At 46.7% G+C, this 15,586-nt stretch carries 12 protein-coding genes; 6 read left to right on the top strand and 6 right to left on the bottom strand.

What is annotated here, in order from left to right; all coding sequences use genetic code 11:
* Positions 1 to 95: 95 nt before the first annotated feature.
* A complete protein-coding gene (locus HW988_RS10435; protein WP_181604223.1) occupies positions 96 to 1,526 on the bottom strand; it encodes a peptide MFS transporter in 1,431 nt (476 codons plus the stop codon).
* Between the two features lie 107 nt (positions 1,527 to 1,633).
* On the opposite strand from HW988_RS10435, the gene HW988_RS10430 reads away from it, so the two are divergent.
* From HW988_RS10430 to HW988_RS10415, 4 genes are all read left to right on the top strand, one after another.
* A complete protein-coding gene (locus HW988_RS10430; protein ID WP_181604222.1) occupies positions 1,634 to 4,384 on the top strand; it encodes a zinc-dependent metalloprotease in 2,751 nt (916 codons plus the stop codon).
* Between the two features lie 188 nt (positions 4,385 to 4,572).
* On the top strand, positions 4,573 to 5,223 hold the full coding sequence (locus tag HW988_RS10425) for a hypothetical protein (RefSeq protein ID WP_181604221.1): 651 nt from the start codon (positions 4,573 to 4,575) through the stop codon (positions 5,221 to 5,223).
* A 46-nt stretch (positions 5,224 to 5,269) separates the two neighbouring features.
* A complete protein-coding gene (locus HW988_RS10420) occupies positions 5,270 to 6,364 on the top strand; it encodes a TIGR04552 family protein (protein ID WP_181604220.1) in 1,095 nt (364 codons plus the stop codon).
* A gap of 3 nt (positions 6,365 to 6,367) precedes the next feature.
* A complete protein-coding gene (locus tag HW988_RS10415; protein ID WP_181604219.1) occupies positions 6,368 to 7,102 on the top strand; it encodes a 1-acyl-sn-glycerol-3-phosphate acyltransferase in 735 nt (244 codons plus the stop codon).
* Between the two features lie 85 nt (positions 7,103 to 7,187).
* On the opposite strand, the gene HW988_RS10410 is transcribed toward HW988_RS10415, so the two are convergent.
* The 3 genes from HW988_RS10410 to HW988_RS10400 all read right to left on the bottom strand — a co-directional run bounded on the left by HW988_RS10410 (position 7,188) and on the right by HW988_RS10400 (position 8,764).
* Positions 7,188 to 7,565, bottom strand: a complete 378-nt coding sequence (locus HW988_RS10410) for a hypothetical protein (RefSeq protein ID WP_181604218.1) — start codon at positions 7,563 to 7,565, stop codon at positions 7,188 to 7,190.
* Positions 7,566 to 7,648: 83 nt separating this feature from the next.
* Positions 7,649 to 8,398 carry a TfoX/Sxy family DNA transformation protein gene (locus HW988_RS10405; RefSeq protein ID WP_181604217.1) on the bottom strand — a complete coding sequence of 250 codons (750 nt, stop codon included), beginning with the start codon at positions 8,396 to 8,398 and terminating at the stop codon, positions 7,649 to 7,651.
* 96 nt (positions 8,399 to 8,494) lie between these two features.
* The gene (locus HW988_RS10400; protein ID WP_181604216.1) at positions 8,495 to 8,764 is read right to left on the bottom strand and encodes a hypothetical protein; all 270 of its coding nucleotides are present in this window, start codon (positions 8,762 to 8,764) and stop codon (positions 8,495 to 8,497) included.
* A 254-nt stretch (positions 8,765 to 9,018) separates the two neighbouring features.
* Here HW988_RS10400 and HW988_RS10395 point away from each other — a divergent pair, with 254 nt between their 5' ends.
* Both HW988_RS10395 and HW988_RS10390 read left to right on the top strand, forming a co-directional pair.
* On the top strand, positions 9,019 to 11,037 hold the full coding sequence (locus HW988_RS10395; protein WP_255489935.1) for a response regulator: 2,019 nt from the start codon (positions 9,019 to 9,021) through the stop codon (positions 11,035 to 11,037).
* A 195-nt stretch (positions 11,038 to 11,232) separates the two neighbouring features.
* Positions 11,233 to 11,454: a hypothetical protein gene (locus tag HW988_RS10390; RefSeq protein WP_181604215.1), complete on the top strand. Its 222-nt coding sequence runs from the start codon at positions 11,233 to 11,235 to the stop codon at positions 11,452 to 11,454.
* 81 nt (positions 11,455 to 11,535) lie between these two features.
* Here the strand turns inward: HW988_RS10390 and HW988_RS10385 are convergent, their stop codons facing one another.
* Both HW988_RS10385 and HW988_RS10380 read right to left on the bottom strand, forming a co-directional pair.
* Positions 11,536 to 14,682, bottom strand: coding sequence for a S8 family serine peptidase (locus tag HW988_RS10385; protein ID WP_304504521.1), 3,147 nt, complete (start codon positions 14,680 to 14,682; stop codon positions 11,536 to 11,538).
* A gap of 408 nt (positions 14,683 to 15,090) precedes the next feature.
* Complete coding sequence (locus HW988_RS10380; RefSeq protein WP_181604214.1) at positions 15,091 to 15,564, bottom strand: hypothetical protein; 474 nt, start codon at positions 15,562 to 15,564, stop codon at positions 15,091 to 15,093.
* Positions 15,565 to 15,586: the final 22 nt, after the last annotated feature.

Here is a 15,586-nt window from a genome sequence, read left to right as displayed (position 1 = left end):
CACACCCTTTTTGATTATTTAAATTTATTTAATTACAATAGGGAGACAGCCAAGAGGACGCAATGCGCGCCGCGCACTCTTGGCATGTGGGACAGTTATACAGTCACTTCGGCATGAGGTCCGATGCCTGAGCTTGATCTACCAGTGTGTTTCGGTTCTGGACCTTCATCATCAGCATTTAAAGAGTTCGTCAGAACCTTGTTGCAGATAAAGAACATCACGCCGGGAACAAAGCCAAGGGCCGCAAGTAAAAGGAAGAAGTTATCCTTAGGCATTTTGTCGTAAAGAGCGCCAATCCAACCAGAAACAGTGTTTCCGAAGAATGAAGCCAAGAACCAAACACCCATCATCATAGAAACGATCTTCGTTGGAGAAACTTTCGTTACTAATGATAGACCAATCGGAGAAAGGTAAAGCTCACCGATAGTCAGCATGAACGTTGAGCCTAGCAACCAAAGGGCCGTGCCTTTGCCGTCACCCACAGATTGTGCCGCCATGAACATCACGATCAACGCTGCAGTTCCTAGGAAGCAACCAATCGCCATCTTCATAGCCGTTGTGTTTTCTTTGCCTTTGCGAGATTGCCATGCCCAAGCACGATCTAAGATCGGTGCAAAGATAAAGATGATGAAGGGGTTGAATGATTGGTACCAAGTGGAAGGCATTTCCCAACCAAAGAAATTCCAATCAGTGGATTGATCTGCAAACAACTGCAAAGTATTGCCTTGTTGTTCGTAAACACCCCAGAAGAAAATCGTGATCGCACACATAAACGTCAATGCCCACGTACGCTTCCACTCATTTTTAGTCAGTGGTTTTTTCGCCGCGGCTTCAACTTCTTTCACAGAAACTTTGTGCTCAGATGATGGCAAGTGTTTGCCGCCGAAGTGATAGATCACCAAACCAGCAAGCATCCCGATGCCAGCAGCACCAAAGCCCCAGTGCCAGCCAACTTTTTGTCCCAAGGTTCCGCAAACCAATGGAGAGAAGAACGCACCCAAGTTGATACCCATGTAGAACAATGTGAAAGCACCATCACGGCGCTTGTCGCCCGCAGGGTAAAGCTCTCCGACTTGAGTAGAAATATTAGGTTTAAAGAACCCGTTGCCCGCGATAATAAACAGCAAGGCCAAGAAGAACATGCTTTCGATCGCCATCAAAAAGTGACCGATGGCCATCAAGATCCCACCGACGTACACCGAGCGGCGCTTGCCCCAGTAGCGGTCAGCGATGATTCCACCAAAAAATGGTGTAAAATACACAAGGCCCATATACAGCCCATAAATATGGGAAGACAAAGCCTGCGCTGAAACCGGGCCAAAAGTGCTTTCAATTCCAGATTTCAAAAATCCGTATCCCCAAACATCTTTTCCTTTGTCTGCCTCAATAAAAAGGTATTGAGCCATATAGAGCACTAGAAGCGCTCTCATCCCGTAAAACGAGAATCGTTCCCACATTTCCGTGAAGAAAAGTGTGAACAAGGCACGGGGATGTCCAAAAAATGTTTTCTCTGCTGTTTGAGCCATAAGCCTCTCTGTACAAAAGGTTGACGATTGCTACTTTTTTCTAAGGTGCCTTTTGATCTTGGCCTTTTTTTGAGATAAAGACACCTGAAAAATGGAGGGGCTTCATAATGTCCTTTTCTAAAAACATTTCTGTCTTCGGCGCACTGCTTTCAATCATCTTTGTAACCGGTTGTACAAACGGGTTTGAGGTGAGTTCCCTCATAGAGAAAAAGCAAGCTCCCAAGCAAATCGTAGATTCCTTCTCGATTCCAGGAACTCAATCTGCGGAGATCGCGGCCCAGTGCGAAAAAGCGACGTGCCTAACGATCAATAAATCCTCTTTGGGTAAAATCTTTTTGTTGATCGCTTCAGGCAAAACCGGAGGATCAACTCCGCAGTGGTATGATCTTAAGCCACAAGTGGTAAGCTTCGAAAAATCCGGCAGCCGCTTGGCGCTTTTAGGGCAAAACTACAACAGCATTTACGACGAGCTTAAAACCGAAAGCCTGGTGCAAACATTCCGCATCGTGGGTGAGGACACAGAGACAATCACTTTTGATTGGGGTCGTGGACTCAAAACTCTGATCGCGCAGAATTCCTATGATATCGATTCCGGCCCGGGTTTGAATGAAGCTCTGACAGAGACTTCTTTGCCATCTATTCCGGTTTTGGATTCGTATACGCGTAACATCAAAATCACGAACAACAGCATCGAGCTTGAGCAGGTTTCTAAAATCCAAAGCCTTCAAGGTAAGGGTGCCGGGGCTAACAAAATCGCCATTGAAAGCGTTGAAGAAACTTTGGATATGAATATCCAAATCCGCGCTTACCGTTTGCAATCTAAGTTCAAACCTAAGGTTGCCGATGCGTCTCGCTCGGTTGGGTTCTTTGTGACTCGCGTGGCGAAAGCAGCGATGAGCAAAGATGTTACTAAATATATCGCTAAATGGGATATCTCTGACGATCGCGAACCAATCACAGTGCGCATCTCTGCCGCAGTTCCAGAAGATTACGTTCAAGCCGTTAAAGAAGGCGCCCTTTACTGGAATAAAGTGTTCGGTAAAGATGTGGTCGCTGTTGAAACCGGCGTTGATCCGCAAGCTCCACCTAAAGATCACACGATCATGGTGCGCTGGGTGACATGGCTTGATGCGGGTGCCGCCTATGCCATCAGTCAGTCTGATCCCTTGACGGGGGAGTTGTTGCGCGCTCAGGTGTTCATGCCTTCCGTGTTTACGAAAGTCGGCTCTGCTGACCTGGTATTGCTCAACGGTGGTTCACCGGTGGCAACGGGTGCTATGGCCTGTGATTTTAGTGACACTCTTAAGGAATTGCAGAAGCTGACTCGTGAGGCTTCGGATTCTCAAAGATTGCGCTTAGGTCAAGACAGTGTTCGTGCGACTGTAGCCCATGAGTTGGGACACGCTTTGGGTCTTCGTCATAATTTCGCGGGATCGTTCTCGGCGAAAGCGACAACGAAAGAAATCTATGATTCCGCAAAAACGTATTTGAAAAACCTGAATCATCCGGGGCTTGAAACAACAACAAGTATCATGGACTACGTCAGTGGCATTGATAATGTGTTAAGTGCAGCTTACATCAAACACGCGCCTCTTTCTTATGACAAGATGGCGATGGACTGGGCTTATTCTGAGGATGACAAAGCTCTGGATCCTAAGGTCTCTCAGTTCTGTACGGACGAAGATATTTCGTTGGCGAACAGCCAAAAGATGTCGATCTATGGTTGTGAGCGTTTTGATAACGGGAACAATCCATTGCTTAGAAAGTACTTGGATGGCCGTGACGAAAAAACAGGTTTGGTAAAAGTCTTGTTCGTATCGATCATAGGTCGTATGTATCCGGGTGATCAGCCAGATGTGGTGAATAACCTGGATAACGTTCTTAAAGACACCTACAAATGGGGCACAGCTGCGATCGACTATGGATTCGTGGGCGACGCCTTGTTTGATATTTCCCAAGTAATAGGTACGGGCTCTGCGAAAGTTCCGGCATTGGTGTCATTGGATGCCGTGAAAAGCGGAAATATCCTAACGGCGCGCACGGGCCAAGATTCATCATTTGCAGAGTTGCGTTTAGCTCACTTGGCAGAGACCGCTAAATACCTTCAAGGTCTTGACGGCATCTCTGATAAAGTTGGTGGTTACGCGGCTATGTTGAATGGTTTACTGCGCAACTCTCAAGGTCAGATCGATGTCGACTGGTTTGAAAAAGAAGTCACAGCTTTGAAGGAGAGCGGGATCCTGGCGAAAGGTAAAACTTTGGCCGGTCGGGAGTATTCTTTAACAGATGAACAACAAGGCAAAGTTCTTAATTTCTATAAAGATATCACAGACGCAAATAAGAAAATCATCTTCTCTGCGGTTCGTGATTTGTTGCCAATGATCCAAGGTCAGGTCAAAGGCGATGATGGCACGGTGAAGGTGATGAATAAGATCCTGCCAATCGACGTGGTGAAACAAGCGGACGCCGATATGTTGGGCAATATCGCTTTGGATTTGGTTTTGGTCAGCAAAGAGGCTTTGGATGTTCAAGTGGGCGAGGGCGGTACTAAAAAGGCTCAGTTGCCAATTCCATTCTTGAATGCAAAAGAGCGCATCTCGTTGCTTTCAATCCTGTCTTCTCAGGGTGTGACTTTTGCTATGGATACAAAGCGGGCTCAAGTTCAGGCGGCTTTGGCTGCGACTATCAATGAGTTCTTGCATCAAGTAGATGCGACTTTGAATATCGAGACATTGACGACATCTGAGCAAGCTGACCTCGCAGGTAAACTGCTTAAAGGTGGTTTGGTGAATTCGACAGGTGCGAATTGGATCGCAGCTCAAGTTAAAGTCCTCCAAGCCATTGAAGCTGTAAAATAGCTTTCCTATATAAATAAGAGTCAGGGGTTCCCGCGAGGGTGCCCTGACCTAAAAGTAATCATCTGCTTCCCGAAATTGTCAGTCACCAATACATCGTCTCATTCTGAGACGTGAAATCCTCTCCATCTCGAATATAAGTAGGGACCGGTTGGTCCAATGCTTGCCTCTTGTCTGTGCAGGAGGCTTTTATGAAATCGTCAATCTTTACCAAACTTGCTCTGGGTGCTGTGATGGCTTTGTCCATGGGACTCGCTGCCTGCGCAAAGAAAGGCGAATCCTCCGTTCGTGTTGCCGGTCGCGGTGGTGAAGTTACAACCAACTCCACTTGTACAACGGGTGCATCAGCCATCGGTCGTATTTACGATAAATCCAGTACGGCGAATTCTTTTGAAAGCAAAGTTAAGATCTTCGTATCTACAACTCTTCCAGGCACTAGTTTTGGCAATATCGATGCTACGGGCAGCCAAGCTAACGGTGTATTTGTAACAATGAACTTAAGATTCGATGCTTCAGGACAGATCGATAAAACGTCATCCAAAGTATTGGTTCAAATCAGAGATTCTTTGGTAGGAACTAAAGACGCCGAGACAGGTAAAGAAATTCCGCCGTATGAAGTACAGTTCACAACGGCTTATGCGGGTTCTGTTAATAAAGCTAACAAGACATTCACTGTAACGTTCCAGGACAGCCTGGGTTGGATCGCTTTCACGGGTTCTTACGATGCAACAAACGCATTTGGTACGGTTTACTTCCAAAACTACTCTTCGGTGGATAACAGCCCATTGACTCAGCAAACAATGGGGTCATTCTGGGTTCCATCTTGTGGCCTCTTTAACTAGAACGCTGCGTCTTGCCTGAGCCTCTATCCCCAATAAGATAGAGGCAATGCCTCAACGTTTTTTATTCGATTCTTCCATACTGGGTTCAGTTGTTGGCGGTGGTTCCGCGATCGATATCCCTAAACTCAATATCCAATCTTTGGACGAAGCTTCCGCATTCTTGCTGAGCTACGGTTTTGATATAAATCAAAAAAACGATGTCGAAAAACTTTGGTACTACCATCGCCGCGCTTTAGTGTTGATGGTGGAGAAGTTGGGCTTTAATGACGCTGACATTCCTGAATTATTCTTAGACCCAAAAAAGCTTGGCGATATCCGCCAGCTATTGTTGTACGCAAGCTCCAGTGATCCGGATCAGGTGAGTTTGCAACGTTGGGCCTGCGCGATCCTGCGGGGAATCCATGTTTTCGTCCATGCCGAAAATGACCTCTTTAGCTCGTTTTCCGAGGAAATCCAGTCACAAATCCTGACTCCATTTCAGGATGCTATTTTTCATGACGGCAATACGCACAGAACGTTCTTAAAGTGCAATGGTGAAAATCATGAATCAATTGAACTTTTGGGTTTTGAAGTTAAGCCTTTTAAAACGTCCTCTAGCACGGTGATTAAGCTTTTGGCTAAGCCCGATGCCTTGGCAATGAAGATCTTTGATAAGCTTGGCGTGCGCTTTGTGACTCGTAATTTGTTTGATACGTTTCAAGTGGTGCGCTTCTTGGTGCGTGAAAACGTGATCAGCTTCCCGCACATCATGCCGGATCAAAGCTCTAACAATCTTTATCCCGTCGAAGTCTTTATGCAGGTTTGCTCTGAACTTGCGCAGCGACTGGATACGATGGATGAAAAAACCATTCAGGCAGCCTTTGATCAAAAACTCTCTGAGATGGGGGAGAATGTAAAATTCCTGCGAAAGGAAAATTTCTTCTCGGGTTCCGATTATAAATTTATTAAATTCATCGCCCGTAAGTTGATCCATGTTAAGCCTCAGGGAAGTAAAGAGGCCTTCAGTTTCTTTTATCCCTTTGAAGTGCAAATCATGGATCAATCCGCACACGAAAAAATTCTGTCAGGTCCCTCAGAACATGAAGCCTACAAAGAGCGCCAGCGTGTGGCCGCTCGTAAACGTCTATTTCCTGAAAGTTAAGTCATGTTTCTAAAACTGCTTTCCTATCCGCGCTCTCTTTTGGCCACTGTCATGTTGCCAATTATCACAGTAATTGCTTCCGCAGCGATGATCTTGGTGACGTTTATTTATCCCAATCGCTGGTTGGAAGATCAGATTGTCTATGCGTGGACGCGAACGACGTGCTGGATGTTCGGAGTGAAAGTCATCGTTAAAGGTTGGGAAAATGTTCCTAAAGGTGGCTATCTTTACGTTTTCAATCACACGAGCTTCTTTGATATCTTTGCGATGTCGGGATATTTGGGAAGTTTCCGCTTTGGTGCAAAGATTGAACTTTTCAATATTCCTGTTTTTGGTTGGGGTATGAGACGCGCAGGGATTCTGCCGATCGCCCGCAATCGTCGCGAAGAAGTTTTTAAAGTTTATAAAGAAGCCGAAAAAAGAATCGCCAATGGCGAAAGATTTGCACTCGCCCCCGAAGGCACTCGCCAACACCAAGAAACGCTGGGGTCTTTTAAATCCGGCCCGTTTATTTTTGCCATTAATGCCAAGGCACCCATTGTTCCCGTCGTGGTCAAAGGTGCAGCAGCGATTATGCCCAAAGGAAATTGGGTGCCGAACTGGGGAGTATGGACTCGTACTATCACGCTGGAAGTATTGCCTCCGGTGGATACGAGTGTCTACACCATCGAACAGCGTCCCGTGTTGCAAGAACACGTTCGCAAATTGATGCTCCCGCATTTTCCCGACGCAAAGTAGTTTTCCGTCCTTTTATCAGAAATAAAAAAAGGCGCGATCCGAAGACCCGCGCCTTTTAATTCATTCGTTAGGAAAAACGAAGAAACTACTCTTTAGAAACTACGCAAGTACCTTCAACAGTTTGCTTGTTAACCAAAAGAGTTTGTTGGTAAGAACCTTTTTCGCCGCGAACAGATTTGAACGCAACAGAGTCTTTGCCAGAAGTCGCCCAGAACTCGATCACTTCAAGTTCGTCGAATTTGTAGTAAGAACCAGCTGGGTAGAAAATGTAAGAGCCAGAAGCTGGAGCTTTAAAATCTACACCCGCGCCAGAAGCATCAACAGTTCCAGTTACAGTTCTGCCTTCAACATTAAGTTGAGCAGAGATAACAGCGTCACCAGCAGTGCAGTGAACGTCCATTTGAGAAGCTTGAGCAGCAGTTGCAGACAATGCGATCAAAGAAGCGATAACAACGGATTTCATAATCTAACCTTTCACTTTAACAGTGTCGTGATGACGCAACGACTATGCTCCCGATTCCGAAAACGAGTCAAGATCAAAACAGGTTACGATTTTAAGCGATCGCGCAGGGTTTTCATGTAGGCACGGACTTCTGATTTTTGCTGCTCTGACATTCCACCAAAATCTTTATTCTCGAGCGCTGTGATAATAGTGTACGCGTACATGGAGTGATTGGTTTTAGGATGAGCTTTGACTAGCTTCACCATGGTCTTTTGCCAGCCGAGTTTCTGCATTTGCTGCGGCGTCTTAATTCCGGCGTCATGCAGCAATTCTTCAAGGACGGGGCCGATGTTCTTAAGGTCGGTCAGTTTTTTGGCCTTTTGCAGCACAGCTACGGGGTCATCATCAGAGAACATGCGCGGGCGGCGCGTGTCGATTTTCTCGGTGATGACTTCATTGGCAACATTCGCTTTGCGACCTTTGGTTTTGCCTGGGGCTGATTTGTTTTTTTCTTTGGGAATACTTCCCCAAATACTGTTCGGGCGTAAAGCCACGCGCAAAATATCAGAAACCCACTCGTCGAAACCTTCGGTCTCGATTGGCAGATACAGCCACTTCGGTAAAATAGGGTGGGGATTTAAAATGGGGAATTTCTCAAGCACTTTGCCTTGAAATTCGCGCTCAACCGGAAACATGCAGCCGTTCCAATTGGATTTGTGACCGGCTTCAAATGTGATCAGAATGATTTTCTCATCCAGATAATATGCGAAACCGCCGAACATGGATTTTCGTCGATAGCCCTCCTCGGGGAGAAGGTTTTCAATCCATTTTAATTCGAGCGGTTCCTTGGCCATGGCCTATTATTTCTTACGAATGCGTTAGAAAGCAAGAAGCACAGAATCAGAACTGTTGCCGCAAGCCTCTTTCTGTTTCAGACACTCGTGAAGATATTATTTTGAATCTGCTGGGGCACGGTAGCCGGGTTCACGATATTGCGGCTCCATGATGCGTTCTTCGATATAGATTCTTTCTGTGGGACGATTACGATCGCGCATGTATTCAGCCGCACTGGCTTGGCGGGCGCGGCGGGCTTCGTTCGTTGTATCTAATTTTGACGGGCTGGAATTTCTGTCTTGCATGATTGTTTCAAGCAAAGATCTTTCGGCCTGGGCAAAACTGAACGACATCATTGTAAGTGCGAAGAGAATAAGCTTTTTCATGACTTCCTCCTTAAGACTCTGCCCTCATGTTTCTCCCGAAGACTGATTTCCACCAGTCCTGATTTGAAAAAATCGCCAATAATCAAAACGATTAGCGCAACGCATACGAGAACGGAAGCGGCTAAAATGCAGTTAAACTGCAGTTAAACTGATTCTTGTATTGCGAGTGTGTAACGTATCTAACAAGAGTCGAATATCGCTTGAAGTGAGTCCAACGTATTCGTACAAACTTACTTCTGAGGAAAAATAGGAACGTGTTTAATTTCTGGAAGAATCTATCTGTCGTTAAAAAGCTTTACATCGTCGTCGGTGGAATGGCTTTGTTAATTGCCATTGAGCTTGGGACCTTGGTCTTCGCTCTTTCAACGCTTTCCTCTGTTCGTGCATTTGTGGGTGGTGAAGGACTCTGGTCCAAGGCGCAAAAAAATGCGATCCACTCCTTGTCTTCCTATATTTTTACAAAAGAGCAGCATTACTACGATAACTTTCATGAGCACATGAAAATCCCCATGGGGGATCGCCGCGCACGCTTAGAATTGATGAAGCCGGATCCCGATATGGCTTCGGTCTATGCAGGGTTTACCCAGGGGGGAGTTCACCCTGATGATATCCCCGGTGTGATTGTCATGCTTCGTCGTTTCGGTGAAGTTTCCTACATCAAACGTGCCGTCGCAGCTTGGACTGAAGCTGATGGATTGTTAAATGTCTTGATTGAAAAATCTGAAGAGCTGCGAGAACTCTTTGCCCGTCCCAACGCGAACACCAATGAGGTGAAACGCATTCTGGCCGAGATTAATGTGATCAACAGCAAGCTCACGGCCTTGGAAACAGAATTCTCAAACGTTCTTGGAGAGGGCTCGCGTTGGCTGGAGCATCTTTTAATGATGCTTCTGGTTTTAGCGGTGGTCACAATCGAGGGCACAGGACTCTTCCTGACATTCTCATTTGCCAAGAATCTGAATCGCAGTTTGCTCGAGCTGAATGCAGCCACGCGTGAAATCGGGCAGGGGAATCTGGGGATCACGGTGCCCGTGCACTCTGCCGACGAATTAGGGGAGCTTGCGCGTTCGATTAATAAAATGAGTCACGATCTGGATGTGAATATCTCCCAGCGCTTGCTGGCGGAAAATGCCAATCAGGTAAAAACGCTGTTTCTGGCAAACATGAGCCACGAAATTCGCACACCTTTGGGAATTATCCTTGGCATGACGGAAATTCTTAAAGATCCGCAGGTCAGTGAAGTGGAAAAGCGCAAGTATTTGGACGTTATCGAAAGTACGGGGCACAATCTTGCGCGTTTGATCAATGATATTTTGGATATCACCAAAGTGGAATCAGGTCACATCGAAGTGGAATTTGAAGGTGTGAAGCTGGATTCCCTGATGGAAGAGATTGAAAGCATGATGCATCTGAAGGCCTCCAAGTCGGGACTTGCTTTATCCTTTCATATGGATTCAGCAATGCGGGGAATGGAAATTGCCACCGATCGCAGCCGTTTAAAGCAGATCCTGGTAAATCTGATTAATAATGCTTTGAAATTTACCAATGACGGTGAAGTGCGTGTCGATTTGGGTCGCAGTGGTGATGATATTTATTTTGAAGTCGCGGATTCCGGAATTGGAATTCCAGAGGCGATGCAAAGCAGTCTGTTTCAAAATTTCTTTCAGGTGGATACTTCGAGTACTCGCAAGTACGAAGGCACAGGACTTGGTTTGGTACTCTCTCGTAAGCTTGCTCGCTCCTTGGGTGGGGATGTGGTTCTTAAGAGAAGTACTTTAGGAGAGGGTTCTGTATTCCGTCTGACGATCCCTCAGCATGAAATCAGTCGCGGAGTTATTTCTGAGCCACTCAAAGTTTCAGAAGAAGCTAAAGCGGCGCTGAAAGGCTCAAAAGTTTTGATCGTCGACGACTCCGAAGACAATCAAGTATTGATTCAGCACTACCTTAAAAAATATCACGTTCATTGTGAAACCGCGATCGACGGGGTGGAAGCTTTTGAACTCGCCGAAAAGACTCTTTATGATGTGATATTGATGGATATGCAAATGCCCCGCATGGATGGCTATACGGCAACACGTAAGCTGCGTGAACGCGGTTATCAGGGGCCCATTGTGGCCCTCACAGCTCATGCGATGAAAGAAGATCGTGAGCGCTGTATGGGGGTGGGCTGTAATGACTATCTGACGAAGCCCATCGTCTCTGAGCAATTGTATGCAACGCTTTTGGAGCTGACTCGTAAGGGCGACGAAAAATCCCCGGTGAGAGGGAAATAAAGCCCCCCTAATTAGCCCGAAGTAATCGATAAATACCCTAGTATTTCTGCTCCAGTGTCTGACATTTATTGTTCAGTTGTGCCCCATTTCAACAATCCGTCACCTTTGGGTCCAATTTAACACCGATTGCTTATGGTCGGTTCTTTGCATTCCGATAAGGTGGTATCATTATCTCAGATCGTTAGGAGTACAAAGATGAAAAACACACTTAAAATCCTCACAACATTGATCGCGATGAACTTCCTAGCAGCGTGTGCGACAACTCCTGAAAACCATGCAGCTCAAGATACTGCGGTGGTATGGGAAGTGTCAGAGACACCATTTTTGCGCGCGGTGAAAAAGAACATGAGCGGCGAAAAAGCTCAAGACGTGACATCGCAATCACCAGTAAAAAACAAAGAGACAAAGACTCGTTAGTCCTTGTCTCAATTTAAGACGCCTGAATTCTATTTCAATTCAGGCAAAAAAAAGCGGGTTTGAAGACCCGCTTTTTTATTTTTATTTACCATCGTATTTTGGTTTGATCATCTGTGACTGCGCATCTTCAATCAGCGCATCACGCACGGATTTATTTTGCGGAGTATAGATCACCACATCTGAACTGCTGTAACCCTTTTTAAGACGCACTGTCGTTTCAGAATGGCCTGCAAGCTCAATGGACTCAGGCATCTCTGTGACCGCTTGTCCTAGCTCGCCTAATGAGATTTTAGACCAGGTCTTTTCGTTACCCAGATAGTCGTCGTATTCGACAGAGCTATAGTCGTTATGGGAAGTGGAAACCTTGATATTCAATTCACCCGTGGGAGCGACCGCCAGCAGTGATGCATCAGCAGTGATAATTGCCAAAGTCGAGTTGTCGAAAGTATCCATGGGTAACGCATCAATCAATGCCGGTCCGTAGTTTTCCGCAACTGGTTTTCCAGAAGCGATAGACTCCTCGTAAGTTTTACGAATTGCGCGAGCTTGATTTGCATCCAGCAACATGCTGACGAATTTTTCAACCGGATAGCCTGGAAGGTCAGAGCCGATGACGCCAGACAACTCCTGGTCCGCGATGCCATCACCATCGGAATCGATTTGCACATTCACTTCGCAGCGGTGCCATGTCGTCATGCCTTCATAAAGTTTTAAAGCGACTTGCAGGTATCTTTTGCCTTCTGCTGAAATCACCCGGTAACCCGCAGATTGCAGGTCGCAGTTTTTGTTGTGAGTTAGATCTGGTTTGGGATCTAGTTTGCGGCCGTCCTTGCCAAGTAAAGTAAAGACATAAGCATTACCCTTGTTGGCGCTTTTATTTACCAGTTTCAAATCGGCGGCACTGCCTGCCGCATCTTCTTTGGAAGAAGCAAGAACCGTCAGAGAAGTCGCTTCAATTCTTGAAATCTGACGAGCTACCACCAAGGCCGGAAGTTGCAGGACAGATTTCTCGCCTTGAGAAAGTTCCAAGAAGCCATCCAACTCATCGTTGGCGGATTTCATTAACGAGCCCACAACTTTCGCTGTGACCGCAACTGTTTTCGATTGACCAGGTTCCAAAGTCACCGACGGAGCAGAAACTTGCAGAGCTGCAGAACCCTTCCATTTCGGAGTCAAAGTCACCGTGTCAGAAGAAATGTTTTTCAAAGTCACATTCAGCGACAAGGTTTTTGAATTTTCAATATCCGTCAAACCAAAGGACAAAGTCGCGGGCAAGCTTGTCACTTGTGCTTTCAAGCTTTCTGCTACTTGGACTCGGCCCGCACCCTGGCGGCTCACTGGATATGTTTTTTGATCTTTATCTGCGATCACTTTGCCATGCGCCAAAAGAACAGATTTCAATTCTGGTACAGTAAGGTTCGGAAATTTTTGTTTCAAAAGCCCCATCACGCCCGCGATATGAGGACCAGCCATAGAGGTACCGGACATGCTGGCACCTTTATCCCCAGTTCCACGTGCGGCAGAAATGATATTTGTGCCGGGAGCCGCGATCTCGGGCTTGATCATGCCATCTTCAGAGCGGGGACCACGGGACGAGAATGGAGAAATAGTATCTGCCATCCAAGGTTTTTCAACTTTAGTTGGAGATTTCAAATTCGCCGTCACCACACCTTGAGACAAAAGAGCCTTAATCTTTTGACCAGCATCTTGTTTGATCATAACCGCTGGAATTTCGAATTTGATTTCACCCGCCATTACGTTCGTGTCACCAGGAGCGTTGTTGGCGACCACGACACCGATCGCCCCTGCATCTTGGGCGCGTTTGATTTTATCCGAGAACGAAACCACACCACGGTCGATCAAAGCGATTTTTCCTTTGATCTGTGCCGCTTGTTCTGAATCGAAGTCTTTGTCAGCAAGACCTACAAAAATCAATTCGCCTTTTGCTTCCGAGATTTCTTCCAGACGTTTCGAGGATTGAGCTTCTGTGAACTCTGCCAAAATCTTTTGCTCGCCCGCCGCGAACTCCGCGCCTGGAGCAGACACATTGTGAGTCATGTTGTCGATGCTGGATGCAACCGAGATCGCATCGTCAGAGATACCGGGAGCACCCACGATAAAGGCTGCGTCACCAGAGTTACCACCTGATGCGACAACCACAGTGCCGCCACGAACCAGATTCTTGATCGCATGGTTGTACATGATATGTGGATTTCCGTAGTTAGAACCCAAAGAAAGATTCACTACGTCCAATTGTTTTTCAAAGCTTAAATCACCCGTCGGGTCGGCAGCGTATTCCAACGCAGCAATAACCACTTCATCACTGGTTCCACCTTTGGCACCAAATACTTTGATCGCGTAAAGATCTGCATCGGGAGCAACACCATCATAAGTGTTCACTCCGTCACCAAGACCCGCGACTGTGCCGGCTACGTGAGTCCCATGAGTCGCCTCATCCAAAGGATTTGGATCTGGAACGGGAATGCGTGCTTTCAAATTCGGAGAGCTCGGGGAGTATTCAGTCCCAACCAAGTCAATTCCGCCGACAACTTTGTTATTCGGGAAAGCGGACGTTGTTGAAGAAGGGTTGATCGCTTTGTAAGCGTCAGGGGAGCCTATACCGCCTAACATCTTATGAGTGTAGTCGATGCCGGTATCAATCACACCAATGCGCATACCTTGGCCACGTATGTTTTGCGCATAGGCAGCCTCAGCACCAATGAACTTTACAGAGGTTTTATCGCCCACCATGCCAGTTTTATTGTATTCGTCTTCCTCGTCATTCAAACGGGCAAACTGTCCAGGCTTTTCCGACAAAGTCACATTGGGAATGTTCTTGATGCTTTTAATAGCGTCTGCTGGGGCCCAAACGACCAAGCCGTTTAAAACCAGGCGGTAGCGAATCAAAACTCGAATGTCTTTGGAGATCTTCGCTAGATCTGCAATTGTTTGTTCTTGCTCAGCTGATATAGCCTCAACCTGTTGCGCGTTGATTTGCGGTTTACCGTCCTTAACTTTCGCAGTTTCCAAAAGAGCTGGCGTGGAAAGTTTAATGATGAAGATTTCAGGTTCTTCAACCGAGGGACGAGTGCTGTAAAGACCATCTAAAAGAGCCGATTTAAAGATTGGAGCATCGGGTTGAGTGGGGCCGCAACCCCCTAAAACCAGAAGTGAAATAAGGAGAGTTGAAAAATATTTCTGCTCTGTCTTTAAGTTCATCAGCTTCATTCCAACTCCTCGACGTCCAAGTGCCATAAAGACACTGATATCAAAAAAATAGTATTTCCGTTCTGGGGTATTCCAATAATCGTGCCGGGGGATTTGCTGCTTTTTTGGCCCTGGTTCGGGGAGCTAAGAGGGTTTGAATCCGCCCCCGCATCTGCCCTGGTCCCATCGTGCCGTGCCTGCCTCTTCGCGACACGCCGTCGTGGCTCAACCGTGGCCCGCCTTCGGCGGGTGCGCGCCATCCAGGCGCCCACGGAGGTCGCTTCGTGGCAGGCACGGCCCGCTGTGCCCAGGTCAGCTGCGGTGGCGGGTTCAAACTTCTTCGTTCGATTGGGTCGTGGTGGAGATCAAAAATAAAAAGCCCCGGGGTGCCGGGGCTTTTTACTTCACTTTTGTTTCAGATTTTTCTGATTATTTCCAAGGGCAGGCGTATGTTGCTTGGCCTTCTACTAGGGTGATGTTGTCGTCTTGGTTGTAGGCTGCTAGGTCGCCTGTTGCTGTGAACACGACTCCGTAGGGGTTGTCGCCTGGGTAGGATTTGGCTTCGTAGAAGATGGCGCCTGTTGTTTTAGATTTCATTGTTACTAAATAGAGGTCGTTGTATTGTTGTTCGCCTGTTGTGAATAGGGCCTTAATTTCTGCGAATGTTAGGGGTTCTGTTGTGTATTCTACTTGGATCAAGTGGGCGTTGATCATTCTTACTTGTTCATCCGTTAGGCTCGTAGCTTTGTTTACATAGATGAAGGTTTCAGAGAAGGCTTTTTCGTAGGCTTCTGGGTCGTCGGAAGTTTGGAGGGCACAGAGTTCTAGTTTTTTTGAGAAGTCTGCGGCTGCGAAAGCGTTTGTGGAAATAAGCAATGCTAGGGAGAGGATCAATGTTTTCATGGTTATTCCTTTTTTTATGCAT

Source organism: Bdellovibrio sp. KM01 (assembly GCF_013752535.1).
Classification (GTDB): domain Bacteria; phylum Bdellovibrionota; class Bdellovibrionia; order Bdellovibrionales; family Bdellovibrionaceae; genus Bdellovibrio.
Note: the sequence above shows the minus strand (reverse complement) of the source record. Positions and strands in the feature narration are given on the sequence as shown.